At 67.4% G+C, this 25906-nt stretch carries 27 protein-coding genes and 1 tRNA gene; 16 read left to right on the plus strand and 12 right to left on the minus strand.

Annotated features, from left to right (window positions below; genetic code table 11):
- Positions 1 to 182: 182 nt before the first annotated feature.
- The 4 genes from ABW16_RS01220 to ABW16_RS01235 form a co-directional block, all read right to left on the minus strand.
- Positions 183 to 2549 (minus strand): phage/plasmid primase, P4 family, encoded by a 2367-nt coding sequence (locus tag ABW16_RS01220; protein WP_052956735.1) that lies wholly within the window; start codon positions 2547 to 2549, stop codon positions 183 to 185.
- Positions 2550 to 2608: 59 nt separating this feature from the next.
- The gene (locus tag ABW16_RS01225; protein ID WP_131721451.1) at positions 2609 to 2818 is read right to left on the minus strand and encodes a hypothetical protein; all 210 of its coding nucleotides are present in this window, start codon (positions 2816 to 2818) and stop codon (positions 2609 to 2611) included.
- A 388-nt stretch (positions 2819 to 3206) separates the two neighbouring features.
- Positions 3207 to 3482, minus strand: a complete 276-nt coding sequence (locus ABW16_RS01230) for a hypothetical protein (protein WP_047317287.1) — start codon at positions 3480 to 3482, stop codon at positions 3207 to 3209.
- A complete protein-coding gene (locus tag ABW16_RS01235; RefSeq protein WP_131721452.1) occupies positions 3479 to 4219 on the minus strand; it encodes a hypothetical protein in 741 nt (246 codons plus the stop codon). Before ABW16_RS01235 ends, ABW16_RS01230 begins: the two co-directional genes overlap by 4 nt.
- Before the next feature lie 314 nt (positions 4220 to 4533).
- On the opposite strand from ABW16_RS01235, the gene ABW16_RS01240 reads away from it, so the two are divergent.
- Positions 4534 to 5739 carry a hypothetical protein gene (locus ABW16_RS01240; protein WP_233424659.1) on the plus strand — a complete coding sequence of 402 codons (1206 nt, stop codon included), beginning with the start codon at positions 4534 to 4536 and terminating at the stop codon, positions 5737 to 5739.
- 10 nt (positions 5740 to 5749) lie between these two features.
- Positions 5750 to 5998, plus strand: a complete 249-nt coding sequence (locus ABW16_RS25910) for a hypothetical protein (RefSeq protein ID WP_131721453.1) — start codon at positions 5750 to 5752, stop codon at positions 5996 to 5998.
- A gap of 297 nt (positions 5999 to 6295) precedes the next feature.
- Here the strand turns inward: ABW16_RS25910 and ABW16_RS01245 are convergent, their stop codons facing one another.
- The 5 genes from ABW16_RS01245 to ABW16_RS01265 all read right to left on the minus strand — a co-directional run bounded on the left by ABW16_RS01245 (position 6296) and on the right by ABW16_RS01265 (position 8068).
- Entirely contained in the window at positions 6296 to 6502 is a 207-nt protein-coding gene (locus ABW16_RS01245) for a hypothetical protein (protein ID WP_047317290.1), read from the minus strand.
- A gap of 208 nt (positions 6503 to 6710) precedes the next feature.
- A tRNA-Leu gene (locus tag ABW16_RS01250) sits at positions 6711 to 6784 on the minus strand.
- 40 nt (positions 6785 to 6824) lie between these two features.
- On the minus strand, positions 6825 to 7178 hold the full coding sequence (locus ABW16_RS01255) for a hypothetical protein (RefSeq protein ID WP_047317291.1): 354 nt from the start codon (positions 7176 to 7178) through the stop codon (positions 6825 to 6827).
- Entirely contained in the window at positions 7179 to 7658 is a 480-nt protein-coding gene (locus ABW16_RS01260) for a hypothetical protein (protein WP_047317292.1), read from the minus strand. It lies immediately after the preceding gene.
- A 104-nt stretch (positions 7659 to 7762) separates the two neighbouring features.
- Positions 7763 to 8068 carry a DUF732 domain-containing protein gene (locus ABW16_RS01265; protein WP_047317293.1) on the minus strand — a complete coding sequence of 102 codons (306 nt, stop codon included), beginning with the start codon at positions 8066 to 8068 and terminating at the stop codon, positions 7763 to 7765.
- Positions 8069 to 8550: 482 nt separating this feature from the next.
- Here ABW16_RS01265 and ABW16_RS01270 point away from each other — a divergent pair, with 482 nt between their 5' ends.
- The 14 genes from ABW16_RS01270 to ABW16_RS01335 all read left to right on the plus strand — a co-directional run bounded on the left by ABW16_RS01270 (position 8551) and on the right by ABW16_RS01335 (position 20366).
- Positions 8551 to 8850 (plus strand): PE family protein, encoded by a 300-nt coding sequence (locus ABW16_RS01270; protein ID WP_047317294.1) that lies wholly within the window; start codon positions 8551 to 8553, stop codon positions 8848 to 8850.
- Between the two features lie 9 nt (positions 8851 to 8859).
- On the plus strand, positions 8860 to 10098 hold the full coding sequence (locus tag ABW16_RS01275; protein WP_047317295.1) for a PPE family protein: 1239 nt from the start codon (positions 8860 to 8862) through the stop codon (positions 10096 to 10098).
- Between the two features lie 11 nt (positions 10099 to 10109).
- Positions 10110 to 11357, plus strand: coding sequence for a PPE family protein (locus ABW16_RS01280; RefSeq protein WP_412178173.1), 1248 nt, complete (start codon positions 10110 to 10112; stop codon positions 11355 to 11357).
- 46 nt (positions 11358 to 11403) lie between these two features.
- Positions 11404 to 11700 (plus strand): WXG100 family type VII secretion target, encoded by a 297-nt coding sequence (locus tag ABW16_RS01285; protein ID WP_047317297.1) that lies wholly within the window; start codon positions 11404 to 11406, stop codon positions 11698 to 11700.
- A gap of 14 nt (positions 11701 to 11714) precedes the next feature.
- Positions 11715 to 11999 (plus strand): WXG100 family type VII secretion target, encoded by a 285-nt coding sequence (locus ABW16_RS01290; protein ID WP_047317298.1) that lies wholly within the window; start codon positions 11715 to 11717, stop codon positions 11997 to 11999.
- Between the two features lie 206 nt (positions 12000 to 12205).
- Positions 12206 to 12505 carry a PE family protein gene (locus tag ABW16_RS01295; RefSeq protein ID WP_047317673.1) on the plus strand — a complete coding sequence of 100 codons (300 nt, stop codon included), beginning with the start codon at positions 12206 to 12208 and terminating at the stop codon, positions 12503 to 12505.
- Between the two features lie 39 nt (positions 12506 to 12544).
- A complete protein-coding gene (locus tag ABW16_RS01300) occupies positions 12545 to 13768 on the plus strand; it encodes a PPE family protein (RefSeq protein ID WP_047317299.1) in 1224 nt (407 codons plus the stop codon).
- Positions 13769 to 13807: 39 nt separating this feature from the next.
- Positions 13808 to 14104, plus strand: a complete 297-nt coding sequence (locus tag ABW16_RS01305) for a WXG100 family type VII secretion target (protein WP_047317674.1) — start codon at positions 13808 to 13810, stop codon at positions 14102 to 14104.
- A gap of 32 nt (positions 14105 to 14136) precedes the next feature.
- Positions 14137 to 14421, plus strand: a complete 285-nt coding sequence (locus ABW16_RS01310) for a WXG100 family type VII secretion target (protein ID WP_047317675.1) — start codon at positions 14137 to 14139, stop codon at positions 14419 to 14421.
- Between the two features lie 134 nt (positions 14422 to 14555).
- A complete protein-coding gene (locus ABW16_RS27960; protein WP_047317300.1) occupies positions 14556 to 15377 on the plus strand; it encodes a PPE family protein, SVP subgroup in 822 nt (273 codons plus the stop codon).
- Positions 15378 to 15428: 51 nt separating this feature from the next.
- On the plus strand, positions 15429 to 16610 hold the full coding sequence (locus ABW16_RS01320) for a PPE family protein (protein ID WP_047317301.1): 1182 nt from the start codon (positions 15429 to 15431) through the stop codon (positions 16608 to 16610).
- A 28-nt stretch (positions 16611 to 16638) separates the two neighbouring features.
- The gene (locus tag ABW16_RS01325) at positions 16639 to 19161 is read left to right on the plus strand and encodes a sensor histidine kinase (protein WP_047317302.1); all 2523 of its coding nucleotides are present in this window, start codon (positions 16639 to 16641) and stop codon (positions 19159 to 19161) included.
- Entirely contained in the window at positions 19161 to 19844 is a 684-nt protein-coding gene (locus tag ABW16_RS01330; protein ID WP_047317303.1) for a response regulator, read from the plus strand. Before ABW16_RS01325 ends, ABW16_RS01330 begins: the two co-directional genes overlap by 1 nt.
- Before the next feature lie 66 nt (positions 19845 to 19910).
- Positions 19911 to 20366: a DUF1942 domain-containing protein gene (locus tag ABW16_RS01335; protein ID WP_047317304.1), complete on the plus strand. Its 456-nt coding sequence runs from the start codon at positions 19911 to 19913 to the stop codon at positions 20364 to 20366.
- Between the two features lie 14 nt (positions 20367 to 20380).
- Here ABW16_RS01335 and ABW16_RS01340 read toward each other — a convergent pair whose 3' ends face one another.
- The 3 genes from ABW16_RS01340 to kdpB are packed head-to-tail and all read right to left on the minus strand — an operon-like array spanning position 20381 to position 25905.
- Positions 20381 to 22933: a sensor histidine kinase gene (locus tag ABW16_RS01340; RefSeq protein WP_047317305.1), complete on the minus strand. Its 2553-nt coding sequence runs from the start codon at positions 22931 to 22933 to the stop codon at positions 20381 to 20383.
- Positions 22926 to 23825, minus strand: coding sequence for a potassium-transporting ATPase subunit C (locus ABW16_RS01345; protein ID WP_047317306.1), 900 nt, complete (start codon positions 23823 to 23825; stop codon positions 22926 to 22928). The genes ABW16_RS01340 and ABW16_RS01345 overlap by 8 nt, the downstream gene beginning before the upstream one ends.
- A 1-nt stretch (position 23826) precedes the next feature.
- Positions 23827 to 25905 carry a potassium-transporting ATPase subunit KdpB gene (gene kdpB, locus ABW16_RS01350; protein ID WP_082133897.1) on the minus strand — a complete coding sequence of 693 codons (2079 nt, stop codon included), beginning with the start codon at positions 25903 to 25905 and terminating at the stop codon, positions 23827 to 23829.
- Position 25906: the final 1 nt, after the last annotated feature.

Genomic DNA, 25906 nt, shown 5'->3' on the forward strand with positions numbered 1-25906 from the left:
GGCTACTTTCGGGCGCCCTTGCCCTATACGCGTAGGGCGCTATCTCTTTATCTCTCTTCATCTTTAAAGTTCTAAAACGAACCCGGACTACCCGGACACCGCAGGTAGAGGGAACCTTTTGCCCGGCCCGATACCCGGACTTAGCCCGGCCCCCGGCCGTCGAACCCGGACAGGGCAGCGGCCTAATCACTCGGCACCACCCGCAATTTCACGCCAGACGTGTTTCCGCACCTGAGTGCAACGCCGCGGAAGCACGGCACGCGGTCGCCGTCGACAGTGCGCTTTGTCTGCGTGATCTTGTGCCCGCCAGGCAGGGGCAGTGAGTACAGATCGCCCGCGAACTTGTTCGCGGCGGTGGCGGTGTGACCGTTCTTCTGGCACCACGCCTTCCACCGCGTGTAGAGGTCGTCTTTCGGTTCCATCAGATCGGGGCCGACATGGCAGCACTCGTCAATGAAGCTGGCGAGGTAGCTGGCGTTCTCCCGGATCACGGTCAGGATCTCTTGCCCCGATTCCGGTTGTACGAACCGCCCGCGTTTCACGAGCCGCCGGTATGCCGCCAGCGCCAGGTCCACGAACGCGGGCAGCTCGGCGGTGAGCTTGTCGTCCAGGTCGTAATCGGCGTTGTCGGCGAAGCTGTTCGGGGTGACGATCGCCAGCAGGCGGCGGCGCATCGCCCCGGCGTTGTCGGGCAGTACCGGGGCCTCGTTGCTCAACATGATGAATGTCAACGGAAGTCGCACGCTGACTGAGCGCCGGTCGTAGGGGCGGCGCACGCTGATCGCGTCCCCGCCGACAACCTGTAGCAGTAGGTCGGTGAACCGTTTCATGTCCAGTTGCACGCGTTGATCGGAGAACGTCACGAGGGTTTTCCCAAGCAGCGGCTCAATCGGAAAGCCGTTGTTCTTGTAGTCGTCCATCCGCACGCCTGCGTGTTTCCGGCCGAGCATTCTAGATAGCAGCCGGTCGAATGTTCCTTTGCCGGACCCGGACGGGCCGACTATGACGAGCATTTTCTGAAAGCGGTCGTCACCGACGAGCCGCGTACCAACGAATTCCATCAGCGTTTCGATCGCTTCCGGGTCGTTGCCGGTCAGGTCGTTCAGGAACTTTTGCCCCGCTACCAGCTTCACATCGGGCTCGTAGTCACAGTCGATGCACTCGGTGTTGAAGTAGTCCGGCGTGTGCGGCATCAGCACCCGGTCGTCAATTCGCAACAGCCCGTTAATAAATGGCAGCACGCGGCATGTGCGGCCGTCGCGCCAAGTGCCCTCTTCCACGTCATCCGGCCACAGCGTCTCCGCCTTGAGCGCGTCAATTACGTTGGTTAGCTTGGCTTTGTCGGGGTTCCACGCGATTTCGATCCTGATCCCGTTGGCGGCGATTTTTTCGTAGTTCGCATGTTCAAGTTGCCGGTAGAGCTGCTGGCGTATCTGATCCTCACTCGTCGGGTACCAGCACCTCCGATCCCACCGAAACCAATCACCCCGCCAATACGCAATCGGCCGGCAATCTTGCTTGGCTCGTGTCACGACCTCTTGGGCCACCCTTTGCGGCTGGCCTGGGTTAGGCCAGCGATTCCGGTGCGCCCGCGCCCACAGCCCTTCGGCGCTGTCTTCGTCGGCGACGGGCACCCCGTCGCGCACCATCCGCTCAAACTCGTCGGTGTCGCCGTTGCGGTGTTCGCCGCCGATCGCCGCCTCCCAAATCGTCCGCAGCTCGCCGACAGCGTGCCGGGCCGGGAACCGCCCGGCCTTGGCTTCCCGCAGCGCCCAGCACACCGCATTCCACATGCTTTCGTGACGACCGCCGGGTGCCGGATCGAAGTCGGCCAGGATCGGGGCCAGGGCGTACGGCTCACGGTTGTCGGCGTAGGTGTCGAGAAACGCCTCGGCGTTCGTGTCCAGCTCGGACGGTGTCAGGGTCCGGGACTCGGCAGGGTCCGGGGCCGCGCTGAGCTTCGCTGCGATCTCGTCGGGCAGCAATGGGATTGGTTCAGACGGCCCGCTCGTGTAGGCGTGACCCTCGGTCGGGTGCGTCGTCGGTGCGAGCACGACCGCGCCGCCGTAGCAGCGGACCTGACCCCATACCTCCGAGCCCCTCGGCGATTTCAGCTTGCCGAGACTGCAGCCGAACCGCTCGCCGGGGCGTAGCCGCCAGATGTAGTGGCCGCGCCGGTTGTTCGGGTCGGCCGTTGTGCGGCGGAACACTGCCCGCTCAAGGTGACCCCACAGCCATTCCGGCACGTGCTCCGGCGCGTCGACATCGAGCACGAGCAATCCCGCGCCGCCGGGGTGCATCGCTATCCCGGCATCGGGCCACCGTCGCCACCAGTCCCGAATCGTGTCGAGGTCGGTCGTTGCCCGTTGCGGCCAGCCGAGCCCAAGATAGCTACCGGGGTTCTTCGTGCCGGGGCACACCGGGACGACAGGCACCCCCGCCTTGGCGTAGACCTCCGCAGCATCAGCGTTCGACATACTGCGGACATCAGGCCAGGCGGCCTGTTCGTCATCCTGGCCGCTGTTCGTCAGCTCGGGTAATGTCGACATTGCGCCCCTTTCCGCGCCCTGCCCCGGTCATCAGCAGCAGATGGCCGGGGCACCTTTTGCTAGACAGTGGTTTTCAGCGAACGCAAGAGGTCGATTACGTCCTGATCGCTGTAGAGGTTGCGGTGCCCGACGCGGGTCGGCTGGACCCGGCCATCCCGCACGGCAACCCGGACAACGTTCCGGGTCATCCATCCCCCGACCTCGGCGTTGGCCTTGTCGAAAAACTCCGCTTCGGTCATGTATGGCCGTTCAATTCCCATGAGGCTCATCGGTTCCCCTCTTCCCTGTATGTGCGGTTGCCCGTGAAAACACAAAGACGGCAAGGCTCGCAGACCCGATACCGGGCCGTGCGCTGTTGCTCTTGCCGTCCATGCGGTCATTCAGTTGTGGCCGGATGATGTTCAGATCATCATGCGCTCACGCTACCCCTACCGCCTCGGCTCCGCCAATGAATCCGATTGCAGTGCAATGGGTTTACAACCCTATTAGGGCTATTTGTGTACAGCAGTCCCACTGGCACCACGAGCGCCGCCGCGGTCTGCTTGACCCGGCGCACGCCGAGGGGTATTGGGCCGTTGTTGCTGGGGCTCTTGGGCGGCCGCGCGCAGCTTCCGGGCATCCCGCTCGATCTGCGCCGCCGTGGCCCTGCGTTCCCGGTTACGTCGAGGCATCGCCGGATGCCTGCTCGGGTAGCTTCGGCAGGTACTTACGCAAGCTGTGGCTCGACGCGCTGCCGGGCTCGGGCGGTGCCCCGCCCCCGATGCCGTCAGCACCGCGAGCCGCCCCGACCTGCCCGGCCAGCCCGCGGCCCTGCCGGTTCGCCGAGGCGTTCGCGCGCCGCTGCCGGATCACCGCCCGCAGCTCCGGGCTGTTGACGCTCGGCGCATATCGGCCGGTCGTCGGGTTGCGGCGCTTGGGCTTCGGGGCGCTCACTGCTCGCGCTCCTGCTCGGCGCGGATCGACCGCCAGCGTTCGACCATTTGGGTTCTCACGGCATCGAACGCAACACGGGCGTCCGCCTCGGCCAGGATGTCCTCGCCGAGCCGCAGGTCACACAGGTACTCGGCGCACGGCAAACACGCCTCGAAGATCAGCAGGAATTGCCCGCGCTGCACCGGCACAAACACCGTGTACACCCCGTCACCTGTGCACGCTGCGCTGTCGTGCATCGTGCAGCGGTCCAGCGGCCAGGCAGTCACCCAAAACCAGTCGTGCAGCGCAGCGTCATCCCGAAACACGTGGACAGAGTTGGGCCGATTGACAAAGTGGACGAACATCGCGGCCTGCATGCTCGGGTTGTCCGGATCGTATTTCGCAGTGCCCGCTGGGCTTTGGTCGACATATTCAAGATCATGCGACGTGTGTAGGTGGTGCATGACAGCGTTGGCACGCTCGTACATGTGCGGCATGGTGCTTGGGTCGAACAGGTCGAAGTAGTTGCCTAAACTAAAGCGGCTGAACGTATGTCGCACCGCCCTGTCAGTCTCGCGGCGAGCCTCCACATGCTGCTCGGCGCTGGCCTTGATTGCGGCGCGCTCTGCTGGCGTCACGCACGGCCCGCCGGGGTACGTTTCCATTAGGTCAGTCATTGCGAACGTGTCCTCTCGAAATCGGTTGGTGTTTAACGATTCGTCGTTGCGGGCCGGACGCGGGACATCAGCCAGCGCCACAGCCCAAGTGTCGAGTAGTGGACGGCCCCGCCGATCACGGCGGATTCCAGATCGCGGGAAACCGTGGCGCTCTTGACGAGCCGGGGCGACACCGCCGGGATGCCGAGCGTTTCCCGGCACCACCGCGCCGCGGCCTCCTGACCACGTAGGCGCGGCACCGGATCTAGCTGTAGCTCGGCTGGCGGCTCGGGCAATTTCAGCACTCGGGACATAAACCGGAGACTACCGCGGGACTGACCGCGTCGCACTTTTGAACGGCCGCAGCCAGTTTCCGGCTGACCGCAGCTGTTCACCTACTGCACCAACATGCTCACGTGAACGCGCCCAACAGGTTTCGTCTGTACGCTTGTTGCAACGTGATTGACGGGAGAAACGACATGGCGAACCTCGTAGCCGTCCGGCTGACCGGCGGCGACAGCCAAGGCGGAATTGCCGCCAGCGGTGACGTGCTGGTGAACAAGACGAACGACGGCGTACCGCTGCAATCGCTGTGGGCAGAGCTGGAAGACGTGACCCGGCTCTACAACGACCACAAAGACGCGCTGTTGTCGCTGATGGCGTTCGACGTGACGGTGCCCGCTGACGCCGTGCCGCAAAGCATGATCGCCGAACAGTTCGACCGCGCCAGCGAGTTCGGCGTCCCAACGGGCTCGGCTGTGCCCCCGTCGTACCTGAAATTGGGGTACACCCTTGGGGATTACGACAAGGCCAGCCGCCTTTCGTGGCGCTTCCTCCGGGACAGCTCGGCCGAACAGGTCCGCGCTCAGATCACCCGCCTAATCGAGGGCGACCGGCGGCTACGGCAGGGCTTGGTATTTGGGCGGCTATTCGACCCCACCGAAGAGGCGAACGAATGGCAAAACCGAGTGTTTGGGCTTTGGTCCGGGGATGGCATCGTGCCCCCGCCCTACATGGGCAAGACCTTCACCGGCGACCACTCCCACTACCTGACATCTGGTGCAGCGCAACTGGATTCAGGCGACGTCGAGAGCTTGATCACTCATGTGAAAGAGCACGGATATGGGGTAGACCCCAAGTCGCAGTTGGTAATTTTGACGAACCCAACCGATGGGGACGAGGTGGCGACCTGGCGCGCGGGCGTTGAGAACGCGAATAGCGTTGAGGCTAAATGGGATTTTGTCCCCTCGGCTCTGATGCCTGCGTGGATTTCCAACGAGGCCATCCACGGCGCAGTGCCGAACGCTGACTTTCACGGCCTGGCCGTTCAAGGTAGCTACGGTTCCGCGCTTCTGGTCTGCTCCGAGTTGATCCCCGCGGGGTACGTAGCCGTTGTGGCGACGAGTGGGCCGAACAGCGACAGCAACCCGCTTGCCGTCCGGCATCACGAGAACCCCGCTTACCGCGGCCTGCGCGCCATCCCTGGCCCGGTACCCGGCTACCCGCTGCAAGAGACCTTCATGGCCCGCACTATCGGGGTCGGCACCCGGCACCGCGGCGCGGCGGCGGTCTGCCAGGTCACCGCGAACGCCAGCTACACCGCGCCGGAACTCAATTTCTAGGGGCTCCGCGATGCCGAACTACCGGCCCGACGACGACAGCCACCCGCAGCCGCCCGGCGTCGGCAATCCGTGGGCAGTTGGGAACACCGAGCCGAGCGAGTACAGCTGGGGGCCAGGGTTGTCGCCACGCTGTGCCCGGAACGCCTCACCGGCCCGCGGCGGCATGTACGCGGGGCGGTCACCACGCCACGGCCAGCCGGTGCGTACCGGCTACCCCGGTGAGCCCGTAGCCGGGCGGCAGCCCACCCCGCGCCGCTAGACCGGCACCTAGCCGCGCACAGCGCTGCGCGTGCCGCCGCTCTGCTAGGGGCTGCCCCGCAAGTGACAGCGGTCCGCGCAAACCATTTTGTCTGGCAGCGACACAAGACTGCTGCCGCCCCATGCCCCCGTGTCACTTTCACTGAGCACAAGCATCGGCGCGCCGCACCGGGAGCATCGCTTGGTCGGATGTTCGTATGGCGTCATGTTTCCCCCGTTCCCGGTCGTGGGTTCATGTTCTCCCCATATTCGCACGGTTGTTCGATCTAACGCACTACGACACGCCGGGGCGTGCGCGTTACCGGCCCCTGACTTGCCGCCGCAGTAGCCGCTTGGCCTTGGCGAGGTACGCCGGGTCACGAGTGAAGGCGTAGAGGTTCAGCGCCGTGCAGATGCCACTGCCGAGGTTCAACTCTGTCGGCACACCGCCGGTCTCATCGAGGCGCGCCAACGCCCACGCAAAATCCGCTTCCGGCGTCGAGGTGTCGCCCGGCAATCTGCTCATCTGCCCGTCTCCCGTGTCGCCCGCGAGGGTAGTCCGCTCGCGACGCTTCCGCCGCGTTCGTGCTGGTAGCCGAGGCCGGTCCGCCAAGTTTGCTACAGAGAACTTAGTCGAGCTACGCACCCGCGCCATTGCGTAACGGTTGCGTAAGGGAAGTCCGGTACCTAGTCGATCTAATGACCTAGAAACGCTCTGACCAGGCCAAACACCGTGCCCCCAGTCGGACTCGAACCGACACTGTGCGGATTTTAAGTCCGCTGCCTCTGCCAATTGGGCTATGGGGGCGTTGCAGCTCAGAGCGTACTGGCGTCGGCGTGACCACCGGCTACTCAGTCTCCTTCGGGTGGCCGGGGCCGGCGTGCCTCAGCCACAGCGTGCGATTGGCGACATCGACGAGATACCAAATTCGGCCGGCGCCTGTCACCTCGTACTGCCATTGCTCCATGTCGACACCGCGGTGAGCCGCGGTGGCCAGCCGGCCCTTGAGTTGGTGATGCCTACCGGCCGGCGTCGGCCGCTGGGGACGTGCCCGAAGTTCGCGCCAGGCCACTGCGGTGTTGGCGGCGGCTTGCTGGCTCAGCGCTTCCCAGCCCTTGGCGGCCTCGCTGGTGGCGAACCGCAGCTCCCACTCACCACCAGCGGCGGGCGGCGCGACACGATCTCCACGCTTTGGTGCCACCTACGTACGGGCTACCGGCTCTGGCACGGGGCCGAAGTCCTCGTCACTGGGCGCGGACAGAACGCCCGCGAGTTCAGGGTCGGCCAGTACCTCGGCGGTGTGCCGCCAAGCGTGGATCACCTGGGTCACCGGCGCCGGGTTGTCGATCGACTCAGCCGCCTTCATCGTCGACACCAGCTCGACAACGAACTCACGGACCTCATCGGGCGACAGAAACGCCACCCAGGGAAACACTTCGGGAACTACATCGGCGATCAGATCCTGAACGTGCGGACCACCCTGCTGAATCAACGCGACAAACAGTCGAGACGTCAACGAGGATGCTTCGCGCGCCTGCGCGGCCCGCGAGGCGGTTGTCAGCACCAGGTCTTCGGCGTCACGCCGGCGCACCACCAGGACACGGTTCGCCGACCGGCGCAGCCAGGCCTCGACCGTGGCTTTCCCCCGCAGCTGCAGATCGGAAAACGACACCACATCCATGACATCTAAACTACTTTTAAAGTCAACGCCCGGCAATGCCGACAGCAGGACACCCGGCTCTACGGCACGGAGCCAATCAGGCGGAGGGTGTTCCCGGGAAGAAGTCAGGCGTGCTCGGGGCAGTAGTTCTGCGCGGCGATCCGCGCGAACTCCGCGGCACGCTGCAGCGTGAAGCCGGGGTTGGTGGTCTGAACCGCGACCACGGTGTCCATCGGGGTGAGTCCGGCGTCCATCAGCTGGCACACTGAGTGACCGGCCGAGATCGCCACCTGGTCCGAGCCCCGGTGGCTCAAACCGGCCCCGGACAGCTGGGTCAGGAAGGCGGCGTCGCTGCCGACCGGCTCTGCGTGCGCCGGCGCAGCCAGACCGACCATGGCGGTGATGCCCGCCAGCAGCAGAAACCGATTCATAGCTCGTAGTGTGCTGAGCGTTCGTTAATAACGTGTTACGCACCGTTTACTCCCCCGGATCCGGATGTTAAATCCGTGTTACCGGGCCCTCACCACCCCCGGGCGAACTGCTGGCACTACCGCTTACCCAGCGCTAAAAATGTTGTCCATCAACCTGATTGACAGCCAGCCGCAGGACGCCGAAATGGCGGCGCCCACGCACAGCGGGTCATTGTGAGCTAGACCACTTCATTGCAACGCGAAAGCCCTTCGGCGAACACCCGATACCGCCACGCACGGCTTTTGCGTCCATGCCCCCGTTCGGCCTCCGGGGCGCGAAATCGTGACGCCGCACACACCTGCGACGCGCCCGCACTGAGGTGCATGTAAAGAGTTCCGACACCGCGGTTAAGAAGCGGTTAACCAGCTTTCACAATCGCACAGTCATGCGGAACTGTGGTGCCCGGAGCCGATTCATCACCGGGCTTCGTAAGGAGAATCCCATGTCTTTCGTGACCACCCAGCCGGAGGCGCTGGCGTCGGCGGCCAGCACCCTGCAGGCGATCGGCGCCGCGCTCAACGCCCAGAGCGCCGCGGCGTCCGCCCCCACCACCGGCGTCGCTCCTGCGGCCGCTGACGAGGTCTCGGCGTTGACCGCGGCGCAGTTCGCCGCGCACGCCAGCCTGTATCAGACGGTTGCCGCGCAGGCTTCGGCCATTCACGAGATGTTCGTGGCCACGCTTAAGAGCAGCTCCGAGTCGTACGCGGCCACCGAAGCCGCGAACGCGGCGGCGGCGGGTTAGGCGGCAGACATGTGGGATTACGGAGCCCTGCCCCCCGAGATCAACTCCGGGCGCATCTACACCGGACCGGGGTCGACGCCGATGATGACGGCCGCCGCGGCCTGGCGCGGACTGGCCGCCGAACTGAGCGCGGCCGCCCACTCCTACGAGACGGTGATCAGCGAGTTGTCCGGCGAGGAATGGCTCGGCCCGGCATCGTCATCGATGTCCGCCGCCGCGGCCCCCTACATCGCCTGGATGAACAACACCGCCGCACTGGCCGAACAGGCCGCAGTCCAGGCCACCTCCGCCGCCGCAGCATTTGAGACGGCGCGGGCGGCCACGGTGCCCCCGGCGGCGGTCACCACCAACCGGGTGCAGCAGGCGGCGCTGGTCGCGACCAACATCCTGGGCATCAATACCCCGGCGATCGCGGCTCTGGACGCCAACTACGCGCAGATGTGGGCGCAGGACGCCGCGGCGATGTACGGCTACGCCAGCGGCTCGGCTGCCGCGACGCAGGTCACCCCGTTCAACGAGCCGGCCCAGAACACCAACCCGGCCGGGCTGGCCAACCAGGGTGCTGCGGTCACCCAAGCCGGCGGCAGCAGCACCGCCAACAGCACCGCGCAGACGGCGCAGATGATCTCGTCGCTGCCGAACGCCCTGCAGAGCATGGCCTCGCCGGCAGCGTCGACCGACTGGATCGAGCAGGTCATCGAGTTCCTCTACAACGACACGGTGAACGGCTACGCGTTCATGGTCGGCACCCCGCTGTACAACCTGTTCAACACCGCCGGCACCGGCGCGGCCTTCATCCCGTCGGCTCTGCTGCCAAGCCTTATCGGTTTCATGACCGGCGGTGGCTTCAGCGGCACCACCGGCAGTGCGCTCGGAAGTGGCCTGGGCGCGGCGTTGAGCCCCGGAGGTGCACTCGGTGCCCTGGGTGCGCTCGGCGGCGGCCTGTCCAGCGGCGTCAGCAGCGCATTCGGGGTCAGCGCGGTCACCCCGGCCGTCACCGCCACCATGGGTAAAGCCTCGCTGGTCGGGACGTCATTCTCGGCGCCAGCGGGCTGGACGGCAGCCACCCCCGGCGCCGCGGCGCTGACCAGCGGGCCCGGCGGTTGGGCGGTCCCCTCGGAGACCCACAACAACATGGCCTCCGTGCCCCCGCCGGTGCCGGCCGGCGTCGGGCAGCGCGGCATGAACTACGGCACGCCGCGTTACGGGTTCCGGCCCAAATTCATGCCCAAGCCGATGGTGGTCTAGGAGCAACGATGATCGACTACGCCCTGCTGTCGCCGGAGATCAACTCCGGTCGTCTGTACGCCGGTCCCGGCTCCACGCCGATGATGACGGTCGCCTCCGCGTGGCGCGGACTGGCCGCGGAGATCTCCTCGGCTTTGACGTCGTGCGAAACGACGATCACCCAGCTCGTCGACGAAGAGTGGATGGGCCCGGCATCGGCATCGATGACCGCCGCCACCAAGCCCTACCTGGCCTGGATGGCCGACACGGCGGCGAAGGCCGAGGAGGCGGCCACCCAGGCCACCGCCGCAGCGGCCGCGTTCGAGGCGGCCCACGCGGCCACCCCTCCCCCGGCAGTGATCGCCGCCAACCGCGCTCAGCAGAAGCAATTGGTGGCCACCAACGTCGTCGGCCAGAACTCCGCCGCGATCATGGCCAGCGACGCACAGTATTTCGAGATGTGGGCCCAGGCCACCGATGTCATGTACAGCTACGCCGCGTCCTCGGCCGCGGCGACCAAGGTGACGCCGTTCAGCGAGCCCAACCAGACCACGAATCCGGACGGAACAGCCAACCAAGCCGCCGCGGTCAGTCAAGCCAACGGCACGGCCGCCAGCAACAACGCCGCACAGACGGCGCAGGCGATCTCGTCGCTGCCGAACACCCTGCAGACCCTGACCTCGCCCGGTCCCGCTGACGCCGGCCTGCCTCCGCCCACCCTGGCCGGGCTCCTCGAAGCCATCGGGCGCAACGCGTCGATCAACGGTGTGGTGTCGCTGGTGACCTACCCGCTCAACGGCGTGATGAGCTTCACGGGAACCTCGGCGGCGTTCACCCCGGCAAGCTTGATCCCGACCATGACCACGTTCTTCTCCGGCGGCGGTTTCAACGCCCTCGGCGGTGGTGCGGCAGGTGCCGGTATCGGCGCCCTGCTGGCCCCCGGTGGTCCGCTGAGCAGCCTGGGTGCGCTGGGCGGCGGCGCGGCATCGGCTTTCGCGGCGAGCGCGCCGACCGTGACGGCCGGGGTGGGCCAGGCCACCCTGGTCGGGGAGTTGTCCGCGCCGTCGGCATGGGCCGCGGCCGCGCCCGCTGCCAGCGCCGTCGATACGGCCAGCGCCTTACAGGGCAGCAGCTGGGCGGCCGCCCCGGAACAGATCGAGTCGATGGCGGCCATGCCCGGCGGCATGCCGATGGGCGCCGAACGGGGCGGCTTCGGCCTCGGCACTCCCCGCTACGGCTTCAAGCCGACCGTGATGGCCCGGCCAGTGGTTGCCGGCTAAGACCCCTCACCGCAGGACGGAACCCGCAGATAAGGAGAGAGAAATCATGGCAACACGTTTTATGACTGACCCGGACGCGATGCGTTCGATGGCGGGCCGTTTTGATGTGCATGCGCAGACGGTGGAGGACGAGGCGCGTCGGATGTGGGCGTCGTCGACCAACATCTCCGGTGCTGGCTGGGGTGGTCTGGCGGAGCGGACCTCGATGGACACCATGGGTCAGATGCAGACCGCGTTTCGCAACATCGTGAACATGCTGCACGGGGTGCGGGATGGGCTGATTCGCGACGCGAACCACTACGAGCAGCAGGAAGCTGCTTCTCAGCAGATCCTGTCGAGCTAGAAGGAGAACCGCAGATGTCGATTAACTACCAGTTCGGTGATGTGGATGCCCACGGCGCGTTGATTCGTGCGCAGGCTGCTTCGTTGGAGGCTGAGCACCAGGCGATCGTGCACGATGTGCTGGCTGCCGGTGACTTCTGGGGTGGTGCGGGTTCGGTGGCGTGCCAGGAGTTTGTGGCGCAGTTGGGCCGCAACTTCGCGGTGATCTACGAGCAGGCCAACTCTCACGGTCAGAAGGTGCAGTCGGCCGGCAACAACATGGCCAACACCGACGCCTCGGTGGGCTCCAGCTGGGCGTAACGTCAGGCAAGGCCCGGGAAACCCGACGCAGCAGAGGGGGCTGCGTCGGGTTTTTCCGTTCCCGGGCATCAAGGATCCATCAAGGTTCGATTCCGCTCCGTTAAGAGCACGTAAGGGCAACAGCTAACCGAGCACCGTTGCGGCACGGTGGATCTCGTGGCCGGCACCGCGCCGGCTCGATCGGTTAGGAGATGGTGATGCCGTTGATGTCGTTCGTGAGCGCCCAGCCTGCAGAGCTGGCGGCCGCGGCCGGCGAATTGACCGGTATCGGCTCGGCGATGGCCGCCCAGAACGCGGCTGCCGCCCCTGCGACTACTGGCGTGATCCCCGCTGCGGCAGACCCGGTGTCGGCGTTGACCGCAGCACAGTTCGTCACGCACGCCGGCCTGTACCAAGCGGTCAGTGCCCAGGCGAATGCGATTCACCAGATGTTCGTCACCACCCTGACGACCAGCGCGGCAGCGTACCAGGCGACCGAGGCCGCCAACGCGATCGCAGCGCGCTGAGTTCAGCAAAAAACAAGCAAGACAAAGGAACTCGAGAACATGATGGAGTTCGGTGCGTTGCCACCGGAAGTCAACTCCGCGTGGATGTACACCGGGCCGGGAGCGGCGCCGCTGATGGCCGCCGCCACGGCCTGGCGCGGACTGGCCGCGGAGCTGGGGTCGACCGCCGCCGCCTACCAGGCGGTGATCGCCCGGATGGCCGGTGAGGTGTGGGCCGGTCCGGCGTCGGCGTCGATGGCCGCCGCGGCGGCGCCCTTCGTGGCGTGGATGAACACCACCGCCGCTCAGGCCGAGCAGGCCGCCACCCAGGCCACCGCGGCCGCGGCCGCCTTCGAGACCGCGTTCGCCATGACGGTTCCTCCGCCGGTGATCGTGGCCAACCGCAGCCTGCTGATGGCCCTGGTGGCGACTAACTTCCTGGGGCAGAACACCCCGGCGATCACGGCCACCGAGGCGCAGTACGCCGAAATGTGGGCCCAGGACGCCGCCGCCATGTACGGCTACGCGAGCGGTTCGGCCGCCGCGTCGCAGATAACGCCGTTCAGCCCACCCGCCCAGACCACCAACCCGGCCGGGTTGGCCGGCCAGGCCGCCGCGGTCACCCAGGCCGCCGGCAGCTCGGCGGCGGGCAACAGCCCGAGCAGCCAACTGATCTCGGTGTTGCCCGGCGTGCTGCAGAGTCTGGCGTCGCCGGCCCAGGGCAGCTCGCCATCATCGGCGTCGTCGAGTCTGTCGGGGATTCTGGGCAGCCTGTTCGACAACAGCCAGATCACCGACAGCATCAACGGAATGGTCAACACCGGAGCCTGGAACGTCGCCAGCACGCTGTCGACCGCAGTCGGCTTCTTGAGCAGTCTCGGCAGCAGTGCGGGATCGTCGATGGGGACGGCGGGCTCCGCGGCCGCCGGCGGGCTGAGCTCGGCCGTCGGCGCGGTGGCACCAATGGCCTCGCTGGGTACGGCGGGCTTCGCGGGGCTCGGCGGGCTGGGCTCATTCGGCGGTGCGCCGGTTTCGGCGGCCCTCGGTCAGGCCGGCTCGCTCGGCATGCTGTCGGTGCCGCCGAGCTGGGCTGCCGGAACCGCCGCCAGCACCGTGTCGGCACTGCCGGGCGCCGGGTTGAACGTGCCCGCAGCAAACGGGACGTCGGCGGTACCGGCCGGCATGCCGATCGGCGCGCTCGGCGGGCGCAGTGGCCCCAGCGGGAATCTGCCGCAGTACGGGTTCAAACCCAGCGTCGTCGCACACCCGGTCCTGGCCGGCTGACGCCGGAAGACCACAACCAACAACCAAGGAGCTATGGCAATGACCACCCGTTTCATGACCGACCCGGACGCCATGCGTTCAACTGCGGCCCGTTTCGACGCGCACGCGCAGACCGTGGAGGACGAAGCCCGGCGGATGTGGGCGTCGTCGACCAGCATCTCCGGCTCCGGCTGGGGCGGCCTGGCCGAACGCACGTCCTACGACACCATGGGCCAGATGCAAACCGCATTCAGCAACATCGTCACCATGCTGCATAGCGTCCGCGACGGACTTATCCGGGACGCCAACCAGTACGAACAGCAGGAAGCTGCCTCGCAGCAGATCCTGAGCAGCTAACAACACCGCTACCCCAGGGAGTAATGATCGAGATGTCCATCAACTATCAGTTCGGCGACGTCGACGCCCACGGCGCCTTGATTCGCGCCCAGGCCGCCGCCCTGGAGGCCGAGCACCAGGCGATCGTGCAAGACGTGCTGGCCGCCGGGGACTTCTGGGGCGGCGCCGGCTCGGTGGCCTGCCAGGAGTTCATCACCGCGCTCGGGCGGAACTTCCAGGTCATCTACGAACAGGCCAACGCCCACGGCCAGAAGGTCCAGACGGCCGGCAACAACATGGCCAACACCGACGCCGCCGTGGGCTCCAGCTGGGCCTGAAAGCAAACCGTCAATAATCCGTACGAGACCGTAAAGAACTCGTTAACGACCTCTGGCCGTCGGGAGTCCGACGAAACAGTGGAGCGGTGACCGAGCCCAGCTGGGGGCCGGCTCGTATCCGCCGAGGAGATGTCATGTCGTTCCTGACCACCCACCCCGAGGCGCTGGCTGCGGCGTCCGGCAACCTACAGACGATCGCCGCGGCGCTCAACGCCCAGAACGCGGCCGCCGCCCGCCCGATCACCGGGCTGGCCCCGGCCGCCGCCGACGAGGTCTCCGCACTGCAGGCCACCCAGTTCTCCGCCTACGGCACGCTGTATCAGCAGATCAGCGCGCAGGCTGCGGCAATGCAGGAGATGTTCATCCACACCCTGCGCGCCAGCGCCGACTCCTACGGAGAGACCGAGACCGCCAACTCGGCGGCGGCGACCACCACGGCGGGGCTGGGCACGGCTACCGGCCTGGGGACCGTGGGCGCCGGAGCCGCCGCCGACCCGACATTCGGGCTGGGCGGAATCGCCAGCAACTCCGCCATCCTGGCCGCCATGCAGGCCACCAACCTCGGCTCGGCCGCCTCGGAGTTCACCGGCCTGGGCAAGGGCTACATCACCAACCCGCCGGGCGTCATCCACCACCTCGAAGGCGCCGCCGAGCACGCCCACCTCATCTCGCAGGCCGCGCCAGGCCCCGCCGCCCCGGTGGCCGCGGCCGCTGCCGGCCAAGCAGCCCCGCTCAACAAGATGTCGGCACCGCCGAACTGGGCCGGCGAAGCCGCCCCGGCGGCCGAGTCGCGCCCGCTCGTCGCGGCGGGTGCCGCCGAGGCCGAGCCGCACGGCGCCGCCACGGTGCCCGCCGGAGCGCCGGCGGTGGCCTCCTCGGATCGTGGTGGCCCCGGGTTCGGCCGACCTCGCTACGGTGTCAAGCCCGTCGTGATGCCGCGCAAGCCGATCGTCTAGCGGCGACCAACGCCAGGCCGAAACCCACCAGAGGAAACGGACTTCCACGACATGGACTACGCAGCACTGCCCCCGGAGATCAACTCCGCACGGATGTACTCGGGCGCCGGGGCCGCGCCCATGACGGCCGCCGCGACCACATGGAATGCGCTGGGCGCCGAACTGGCCACGACCGCGGCTTCCTACGAGTCGGTGATCTCGACGTTGACCGACGAAGAGTGGCGGGGCCCGGCCGCAACGGCGATGGCCGCCGCGGCGCGGCCCTACGTGGCGTGGCTCAACACCACGGCCGCGGCCGCCGAGCACGCCGCCGCCCAGGCGTCGGCATCGGCCGCCGCCTACGAGGCGGCGTTTGCGATGACGGTGCCACCACCGGTGGTCGCCGCCAACCGGGCACAGTTCGCGGCGCTGGTGGCGACGAACTTCCTCGGGTTCAACACCGCGGCGATCGCGGCGCTGGAGGCGCAGTACGCCGAGATGTGGGCACAGGACGCCATGGCCATGTACGGCTACGCGGTGTCGTCATCGCTTGCCGGGGTACTGCAACCGCTGAGCTCGCCCGCTCCCAGCACCAACCCGGCCGGGATCGCCGGTCAGGGCGCAGCCGTCGCCCAGGCCTCGACCAGCAGCGCGCAGAACGGGTTGTCGCAGTTGGTATCCGGACTGCCCTCGGCCATGCAAACCCTGGCGGCGCCGGCCGCGGCATCACAACCGGCGCAGAGTGGCATCACCGACTTCCTGTCCAACTTCGTCAACTCCACCCAGAACATCGGGATCTGGAACGGGCTGCAGACCTACAGCTCGGCGTTGAGCAACGCCGGCGCCTGGCACCTGTTCGCCGGCATCGCCAGCGCATACGCCATCGCCACCGGGCCGACGGCGCCACCGGTCTGGCCGGAGATGGTTTTGGCGGACGCGGTGACGACACCGGCCGGAGCCGCACCCGGCGGCGCCCCGGTGCTGGCCGGTGTCGGCAAGGCCGCCCCGGTGGGCGGGCTGTCGGTGCCCCAGAGTTGGCCGGCGGCCGTCCCGACAACGGCCACCTCGATCCCCGACAGCACTGCCACCCTGGTGAGCCACGGCTGGACCGAGGCAGAGGAGGCCGGCACGGTCAACACCGTGGGCGCCGGGATGCCAGGTGTGGCATCAGCGGGTCGCAGCGGCTCCGGTCTGAGCAACCCGAGGTACGGGTTCAAACCCACCGTGATGGTGCGGCCTGTCGTCGCTGGCTGATGTCGTCGGTTGCCGCGATGATGGTCTGGTGAGTCTCGTGAGCCAGCGCGGCGAGCGCGGAGAACCACGCGGAGAACTGCGCATCTACCTCGGAGCCTCGCCCGGGGTCGGAAAGACCTACGCGATGCTCGGCGAAGCGCACCGCCGCGCCGATCGCGGCACCGATGTGGTCGCCGCGGCGGTCGAGACCCACGGCCGCAGCAAGACCGCGGAGCTGCTGCAGGGCATCGAGATCATCGGCGAGCCCGGCGGCGAACTCGATGTCGATGCGGTGCTGGCCCGTCACCCCGAAGTGGTCCTGATCGACGACCTCGCCCACACCAACCCCGCGGGCAGCCGAAATGCCAAACGCTGGCAGGACATCGAGGAGTTGCTGGCCGCCGGGATCACCGTGGTCTCCACCGTCAACGTGCAGCAGCTGGAGAGTCTGAGCGACGTTGTCACCAAGATCACCGGGACCACTCAGCACGACACCGTGCCGGACGCCGTCGTGCGCCAAGCAGCGCAGATCGAACTCATCGATGTGGCACCGGAAGCCTTGCGCCGCAGGCTATCCCACGGCAACGTCTATCCGCCGGAAAAGGTCGACGCGGCGTTGGCCAACTACTTCCGTGGCGAGACGCTAACCGCGCTGCGGGAATTGGCGCTGCTGTGGCTGGCCGGGCAGGTGGACGCGACACTCACCCGCTACCGTGCCGACAAGAAGATCACCGAAACCTGGGAGGCGCGGGAGCGCATCGTGGCCGCGGTGACCGGTGGCCCGGAATCCGAGACGTTGGTCCGGCGGGCCTCCAGGATCGCGTCGAAGGCCGGCGGCGACCTGCTGGTGCTGCATGTCCTGGGTGGCGATGGGCTCTCTGGCGCGCCGGCACCCCGGGTGGGCAAGATCCGCCAACTGGCGATCAGCCTGGGCGCCTCGCTGCATACCGTGATCGGCGACGACGTGCCGACCGCGCTGCTGGACTTCGCCCGTGACGTCAACGCCACCCAGTTGGTGATCGGCAGTTCGCGCCGTTCCCGCTGGGCGCGGATCCTCGACGAAGGTGTCGGCGCGGCCGTGGTGCAGCAGTCCGGCGACATCGACGTGCACATCGTCACCTACGAGGACGCCAAGCCGAGTTTCCGTGGGTTGACGGTGTCGCCGCGGGAGCGACGTGCGGTGTCCTGGCTGGCCGCCGTGGTGGTGCCGTGCCTGATGTGCGCGATCATGGTGGGCTGGCTGGACCGCTACTTCGACGCCGGACAGAGCGCACTGTTCTTTGTGGGCGTGCTGCTGGTGGCGCTGCTCGGCGGTATCGCCCCCGCGGTGCTCTCGGCGTTGCTGTCCGGAGTGCTGCTGAACTACTTCGTGCTCGCTCCGCGACGTGATTTCACCATCGCCGAGCACGACGTCGCCGTGACCGAGGTCGTCCTGCTGTTGGTGGCCGTCGCGGTGGCGGCCCTGGTGGACGGCGCGGCCAAACGCACTCGGGAGGCCGGCCGTGCCTCCCGCGAAGCCGAGCTGATGACGCTGTTCGCCGGCTCGGTGCTGCGCGGCGCGGACCTGGACACCCTGCTGGAGCGGGTTCGCGAGACCTATGCGCAACGAGCCGTGAGCCTGGTCCGCGTACCGAGCGGCACCGCGACGCCCGAAGTCGTCGCCTCGGTCGGTGAAAACCCGTGCACGTCGGTAGCTCTCGCGGACACCTCGATCGATGTCGGCGATGACGAGTTCTGGATGCTGATGGCCGGCCGGCAGTTGGCCTCGCGTGACCGCCGGGTGCTGTCGGTGGTGGCTCGGCAGGCGGCCGGACTGGTCCGGCAGGAGGAACTGGCCGCCGAGGCCAGCCGGGCCGACGCGGTGATGCGGACCGACGAGCTGCGCCGTTCCCTGCTGTCGGCGGTCAGCCACGACCTGCGCACCCCATTGGCGGCAGCCAAGGCAGCGGTGTCGAGTCTGCGCGCCGACGACGTCGACTTCTCCCCCGACGACACCGCCGAACTGCTGGCCACGGTGGAGGAGTCGGTCGATCAGCTCACCGGCCTGGTGGGCAACCTGCTCGATTCCTCGCGACTGGCCGCGGGCGTGATCCGGCCGGAGTTGACCAAGGTGTACCTGGAAGAGGTGGTGCAGCGCGCTTTGATCGGAATCGGTAAGCGCAGCAACACCTTCGGCCACGGCCGTGGCCTCGACCAGGTGAAGGTCGAGGTGGGCCCGACCGTGGCGATGGCCGATGTCGGACTGTTGGAGCGCGTGCTGGCCAACGTGATCGACAACGCGTTGCGCTACGCCTCCGACAGCGTGGTGCGGGTGACAGCCGGCCGGGTCGGCGACCGGGTCCTGATCAACGTCGCCGACGAGGGCCGCGGGCTGCCCCGTGGCGGCGAGGCGCACGTATTCGATCCGTTCCAGCGCCTCGGCGACCGCGACAACACCAGCGGCGTCGGCCTCGGGCTGTCGGTCGCACGGGGATTCACCGAGGCGATGGGCGGCACCATCTCGGCGACAGAGACACCAGGCGGCGGGTTGACCATGGTGGTGGACCTGGCCGCACCGGCAGGAGAGAGCTGATGACCACACGAGTTCTGGTAGTCGACGACGAGCCGCAGATTCTGCGCGCGCTGAAGATCAACCTGTCGGTACGCGGCTACGAAGTCGTCACCGCGGCGACCGGCGCCGGCGCGTTGCGTGCCGCCGCCGAGCAGCGCCCGGACGTGGTGATCCTCGATCTGGGGCTGCCCGACATCTCCGGCATCGAGGTGCTGGCCGGGCTGCGCGGCTGGCTGACGGTGCCGGTGATCGTGCTGTCCGCCCGTACCGACTCGGCCGACAAGGTGGAGGCGCTCGACGCCGGCGCCGACGACTACGTGACCAAGCCGTTCGGAATGGACGAGTTCCTGGCTCGGCTGCGTGCCGCCGCACGGCGCAACGCCGCGACCGCCGAAATCGACCAGCCAATAGTGGAAACCGCCTCGTTCACCGTGGATCTGGCGGCCAAGAAAGTCACCAAGAACGGCGGCGAGGTCCACCTGACCCCCACCGAATGGGGCATGCTGGAGATGCTGGTGCGAAACCGGGGAAAGCTGGTCGGACGCGACGAGTTACTCACCCAGGTATGGGGCCCGGCATACGCAAAGGAAACGCAGTACCTGCGGGTCTATCTGGCGCAGTTGCGGCGCAAACTCGAAAACGATCCGTCGAACCCCAAGCACCTGCTCACCGAGGCGGGGATGGGCTACCGATTCGAAGTGTGAATTTTTGAGGTTTTGAAATCCGCCGGTTCGGATATGCCGTGGAGACACTAGCGGAAGGAGTTTGCCGTGATGTTCTCCCAAATCGCCAAGAAGACGGCGGTAACAGCAGCCGGCCTGGCCACGGCCGGAATGCTGGCGGTGGCGCCGGCTTCTGCAGACCCAACGGTCGTCGGATTCGGCCAGACGCAGGAGATTCAAAGTCCAGGCGGGGCCATCGATTACACCGTCAAGAATCTGCAACCCAGCGGCCACAATGACGGTATTTGGTACGCGGATGTGACGGCGCAGGCGGTAAGCGGATCCCCCACCCCCAATATCGCTGACTTCAATGCGCGTGCCGTCAACAGTTCAACATTCGCGGTGATGAAGGGCAATGAGGTCGACGGCCTGCCCAACGGGCCGATCGCCGCAGGCAGCCAGACCAGCGGGCGACTCTACTTCGACGTCAAGAACGGCACCGCGCCGGACAGCGTCGTCTACCGCGACGCCGCCGGAGTCGACAAGGTCGTCTGGAAGCACTGACAATCCCGTCCTGGTCACGTCGCTTGGGGGGCGGCCAGATCCACCATCATGGTGAGTCCGCCCCCCGGCGTCTCCGTGGCGGAGATCGTCCCGCCCATCGACTCGACGAACCCCCGCACTACCGACAAGCCCAGGCCGATACCGGTGGTGTTGTTCTGGTCGCCGATCCGCTGGAACGGCTCGAACAGACGCTCACCGTCCGACGGTAGGCCGCGCCCCTGGTCGGCGACGTTGATGAGAACCCGATCGCCGAACTGACACGCACTGACCCGTATCGGGCCGTCGGGGGCGTAGCGCAGCGCGTTGTCGAGAAGGTTGGCCAGCACCCGGTCCAGCAGTCCGGCGTCGGCCAGCACCACTGCGTCACCGACGTCCACTTTGACCCGGTCGATGCCGGAGCGGACGAAGCCGCTGTTGCCGCGACCGATGCTGACCAGGGCCCGTTCCACGGCTTCTTCCAAGTACACCCGGCCCAGCTCGGGGCGCACCACGCCGGCGGCCAACCGGGAAGAGTCGAGGAGGTTACCGACCAGCGCGGTGAGTTGGTCGATCGACTCCTCTACGGTGGCCAGCAGTTCAGCGGTGTCGTCGGGGGAGAAGTCGACGTCGTCGGCGCGCAGACTCGACACCGCGGCTTTCGCAGCCGCCAGCGGCGTACGCAGGTCGTGGCTGACCGCCGACAGCAGGGAACGGCGGAGCTCGTCGGCCCGGGTGACCGCGTCGGCTCGGCTTGCCTCGTCGGTCAGTTCACGCTGCCGGACCAAGCCGGCGGCCTGCTTGGCCACTGCGGACAGCACCCGCCGATCGCGGGCCGCCAACTGTCTGCCGGCGATCAGCATCCAGAACTCGTGATCGCCGACATCGATGGCGGTGTCGGCAGACTCGACCGTCGTACACGGCTCACTGCCCGCCGCGGCGATGACCGTCTGGCCGGCCTGCCGGCCGTCGAGGGTGCGCATCCGCAAGATGCTCACCGCCCGTACGGCGTAGGTCTCCCGGACTCGTTCCAGCAGCGTCTCAAGGTCGGCGCCCCGCAACACCGACCCGGCGAACAGAGCCAGCAACTCCGCCTCCTGGGAGGCACGGCCGGCTTCCCTGGCGCGTTCGGCGGCGCGATCCACCAGCACCGATACCGCGACCGCAACCAGCAGCAGGACGATCTCGGTGACCGCCGAGTCGGTTTCGGCGATGGTGAAACTGTGCCGGGGCTCAATCAGAAAGTAGTTGAGCAGCAAGCCGGATATCAGGGCCGAAAGAATTGCGGGGGCGACGCCGCCGAGCAGGGCCACCGCCAGCACGCTGACGAAGAACAGTGCGCTCTCTCCGCCCAAGCGCAGTACCGGATCCAGCCATGTCGCCGTGATCGCGCAGACCGCCGACGGTACGAGCAGCGCCGCCAGCCACGGCAGCGCACGACGTTGTCGCGGCGAGATCGGTGCGATTCGGAAGCCCTGCTTGGACTCTTCATGAGTCACGATGTGTACGTCGATCTTGCCGGACCGCCGCACCACCACCGCGCCGATGCCCTCGTCGAACAAGCGCGCCCAGCGCGACCGCCGCGACGTCCCGATCACCAGCTGGGTGGCGTTGACTTCCCGGGCGAAGTCCAACAGCGCGGTCGGTACGTCGTCGCCGACGACGATGTGCAGCGAGGCACCGAGACTGCCCGCCAGCTCGCGGATCTTTCCCATCCGCGCACTCGGTACGGCGGGGTGTCCGTCGCCGGCCAGCACATGAAGCGCCAGCAACTCGGCGCTGGACTTCGATGCGATCCGCGAGGCACGCCGAACCAGCGTCTCCGATTCCGGGCCGCCGGTGACGGCCACCACCACGCGTTCGCGGGCTTCCCAGGTGGCGGTGATCTTCTTGTCCGCGCGGTACTTCGCCAGTGCGGCGTCGACCTGGTCGGCCACCCACAGCAGCGCCAGTTCCCGCAGCGCAGTGAGGTTCCCGCTGCGGAAGTAGTTGGACAACGCCGCGTCGACCTTCTCCGGCGCGTACACGTTGCCGTGGGCGAGCCTTCGGCGAAGCGCCTCCGGCGCGATGTCGACGAGTTCAATCTGCGACGCCTGACGGACGAACGAATCCGGCACCGTCTCCTGCTGCTCAACCCCGGTGATTTCAGCGACGACGTCATTGAGGCTCTCCAAATGCTGCACGTTGACCGTAGAGATCACCGTGATCCCCGCAGCGAGCAGTTCTTCGACGTCCTGCCACCGTTTGTGGTTCACGCTGCCCGGCGTATTGGTGTGGGCCAACTCGTCGACGAGCACCACCTGCGGCCGTCGCGCCAACACCGCGGGGACGTCGAGCTCGGGAAAGCACTTGCCCCGGTAGTCAATCCAACGGGGCGCGACGACCTCGATTCCCTGCAGCAGTTCGGCTGTCTTTCTCCGACCGTGTGTCTCGACCACAGCCGCCACCAGGTCGGTGCCTCGTTCCAGCCGCCGGTGAGCCTCGCCGAGCATCGCGTACGTCTTGCCGACGCCAGGCGCCGCACCCAGATAGATGCGCAACTCCCCACGCTTGCCGCGGGTGCCGTAATCGCTCACCGGACGATCATCCATCGGAACAGCAGCCGGGGACAGGATGCTCGTGGTCTAGTTCCAGGTTGACCGCGACGACGTTGACGCGGGCCTCACCGAGGAATCCGAGCAGTCGGCCGCTCTGGTGAGCGCGCACCACGGCACGGACCTGCTCGGCGCTGATCCCCCGGGCCCTTGCAACCCGGTCGACCTGAAGATCGGCGTAGTCCGGTGAGATGTCGGGGTCCAGGCCGCTGCCGCTGGCGGTGACGGCGTCGGCCGGAACCCGCGGGTGTTCGGGCGCCGTCCCCCGGATCGGCACGATCTGGCCGGCGGAGTAGTCCTCACCCGGCCGGGCGCATTCCACCCGAACACCGCGATAGCTGGTCAGAAACGGCCCGTGGCCGGCGACGCACGGTTCGTTGACACTGACCACGCGTGCCGGATGGGCGACGGTGCCGCTGCGGTCGCGCGGGCCGAACACCGCGAGCACCGCACCCTTCCCACCGGGGGTGCAGAACGGCCGCGACCCGGCTCCCGCGTCAAGCCCCTCCGCCTCCTCGACCGCCACGCTGCGGGCGCAGACCTGGGTGAGCAGGCTCGGCTGACCGGGCATATCGACGATGCTCTCCGGACCCAGATTGCTTGCCCCGCTGGCCAAGGCGTCATAGCCGGCCCCGGCGCCCGACGGCCTGCTCTGGAAGTACTGCGGCAGCGGTAGGCCGGCGGTGTCGGTGAACGACTGCCCGATCAGTGCGCTGGCCACCGGTTGGCCTTCGTTTTCGATCAATGAGCCATCGGAGCGCTCGCGCAGACCCGGGATCTGCGCCACCAACCAGACGAACACCGGGTAGCCGACACCGAGCACGACGGTCAGGACGAGCAGCGCACGCAGCGCGGCCCAGTGGCTGCGAATCAGGCTCGCGAATCTCATGTCACGCCATCCCGGGCAGTAGTTGAACCAGCAGGTCGATGAGCTTGATCCCGACGAACGGGGCCACGATCCCGCCCAGGCCGTAGACCGCGAGGTTGCGGCTGAGCAGCTTGGACGCGCTGCCCGGAACGTAGCGAACCCCGCGCAGCGCCAACGGGATCAGTGCGGCGATGACCACCGCATTGAAGACCACCGCCGACAGGATCGCCGATTGCGGGCTGTGCAACCTCATCACGTTGAGCAGACCCAAGCCCGGGAAGATCGTCACGAAAAGCGCTGGGATGATGGCGAAGTACTTGGCGATGTCGTTGGCGATCGAGAAGGTGGTCAGCGCGCCCCGGGTGATCAGCAGCTGTTTGCCGATCTCCACGATCTCGATCAGCTTGGTGGGGTCGGAGTCCAGGTCCACCATGTTGCCCGCCTCTTTGGCGGCGCTGGTGCCGGTGTTCATCGCCACCCCGACGTCGGCCTGCGCCAGCGCCGGTGCGTCGTTGGTGCCGTCGCCGGTCATCGCGACCAGCCGACCGCCCTGCTGCTCCCGTTTGATCAGCATCAGCTTGTCTTCGGGGGTGGCTTCGGCGAGGAAGTCGTCGACCCCGGCTTCGTCGGCAATCGCCTTGGCGGTCAACGGGTTGTCGCCGGTGATCATCACGGTCCGGATACCCATCCGGCGCATCGCGTCGAACCGCTCGCGCATGCCCTGCTTCACCACGTCTCGCAGGTGAATGACACCGAGCACCTGGGCGGGCCCGCCCACCAGCACCTCGCCGACCACCAGCGGTGTGCCGCCGGCGGCGCTGATGCCGTCGACGATCCGGCCGAGCTCGGCGGGGATGTCACCGCCGTGGCCGCGCACCCAGTCGCTGACGGAATTGGCGGCGCCCTTGCGCAATTGGCGTCCGGCGATGTCGACGCCGGACATGCGCGTCACCGCCGTGAACTCCACCCAGGACGCGGCCGTGAGCTCACCCGGCGTCCGGGTTCGCAGGCCGTAGGCCTCCTTGGCGTAAACCACGATTGAGCGGCCTTCGGGGGTTTCGTCGGCGAGACTGGACAGCTGTGCGGCATCGGCGAGTTCGGCGGCGGTCACCCCGGTGAGCGGAAGGAACTCCGAGGCATGCCGGTTGCCCAGCGTGATCGTGCCGGTCTTGTCCAGCAGCAACGTGTTGACGTCGCCGGCGGCTTCCACCGCCCGCCCGGACATGGCGAGCACATTGCGCTGCACCAGCCGGTCCATGCCGGCAATTCCGATGGCGGACAGCAACGCACCGATCGTGGTGGGGATCAGACAGACCAGCAGTGCCACCAAGACGATGCCGGTGACGCCGTTACCGTCGAGCGCCGCCGTATCCGCGACACCCGGGTTGTTGGCCTTGGAATAGATCGCCAACGGCTGCAGGGTTGCGACCGCCACCACGAAGATCAGGGTCAGCGCGGCCAGCAGGATGTTGAGCGCGATCTCATTCGGAGTCTTCTGCCGGTTGGCTCCCTCGACCAGCGCGATCATCCGGTCGACGAAGCTCTGCCCGGGTTTCTGGGTTATCCGGACTACGATCCGGTCCGACAACACCAGCGTCCCGCCCGTGACCGCGGAACGATCACCGCCGGATTCGCGGATCACCGGGGCTGATTCGCCGGTGATCGCCGATTCGTCCACGGACGCAATGCCCTCGACCACGTCACCGTCGCCCGGGATGACCTGGCCCGCTTCGACCACGACGATGTCACCCCGTTGCAGCAGCGGTGCCGCGACCGCCTCTTCGACTCCGGGCGTGTTGGGCGTCCATCCGCGCAGCCGACGTGCGACGGTGTCGGACTTGGACTTTCGCAGAGCGTCGGCCTGCGCCTTACCGCGGCCCTCGGCGACGGCCTCGGCCAGGTTGGCGATGACGACAGTCAGCCACAACCAGCACACGATCAGCCAGCCGAACCATGTCGGCTCGCCGATGGCCAGCACCGTGGACCACACGGCGCCGACCTCGACGATCAACATCACCGGGTTGCGCCACAGGGTACGGGGATCGAGCTTGCGCAACGCCGCGGGCAGTGACGCAAGCGAGACAGTTGTAGCCGAGCGCATG

Origin of the sequence: Mycolicibacter heraklionensis (genome assembly GCF_001021505.1) — a bacterium.
Classification (GTDB): Bacteria; Actinomycetota; Actinomycetes; order Mycobacteriales; family Mycobacteriaceae; genus Mycobacterium; species Mycobacterium heraklionense.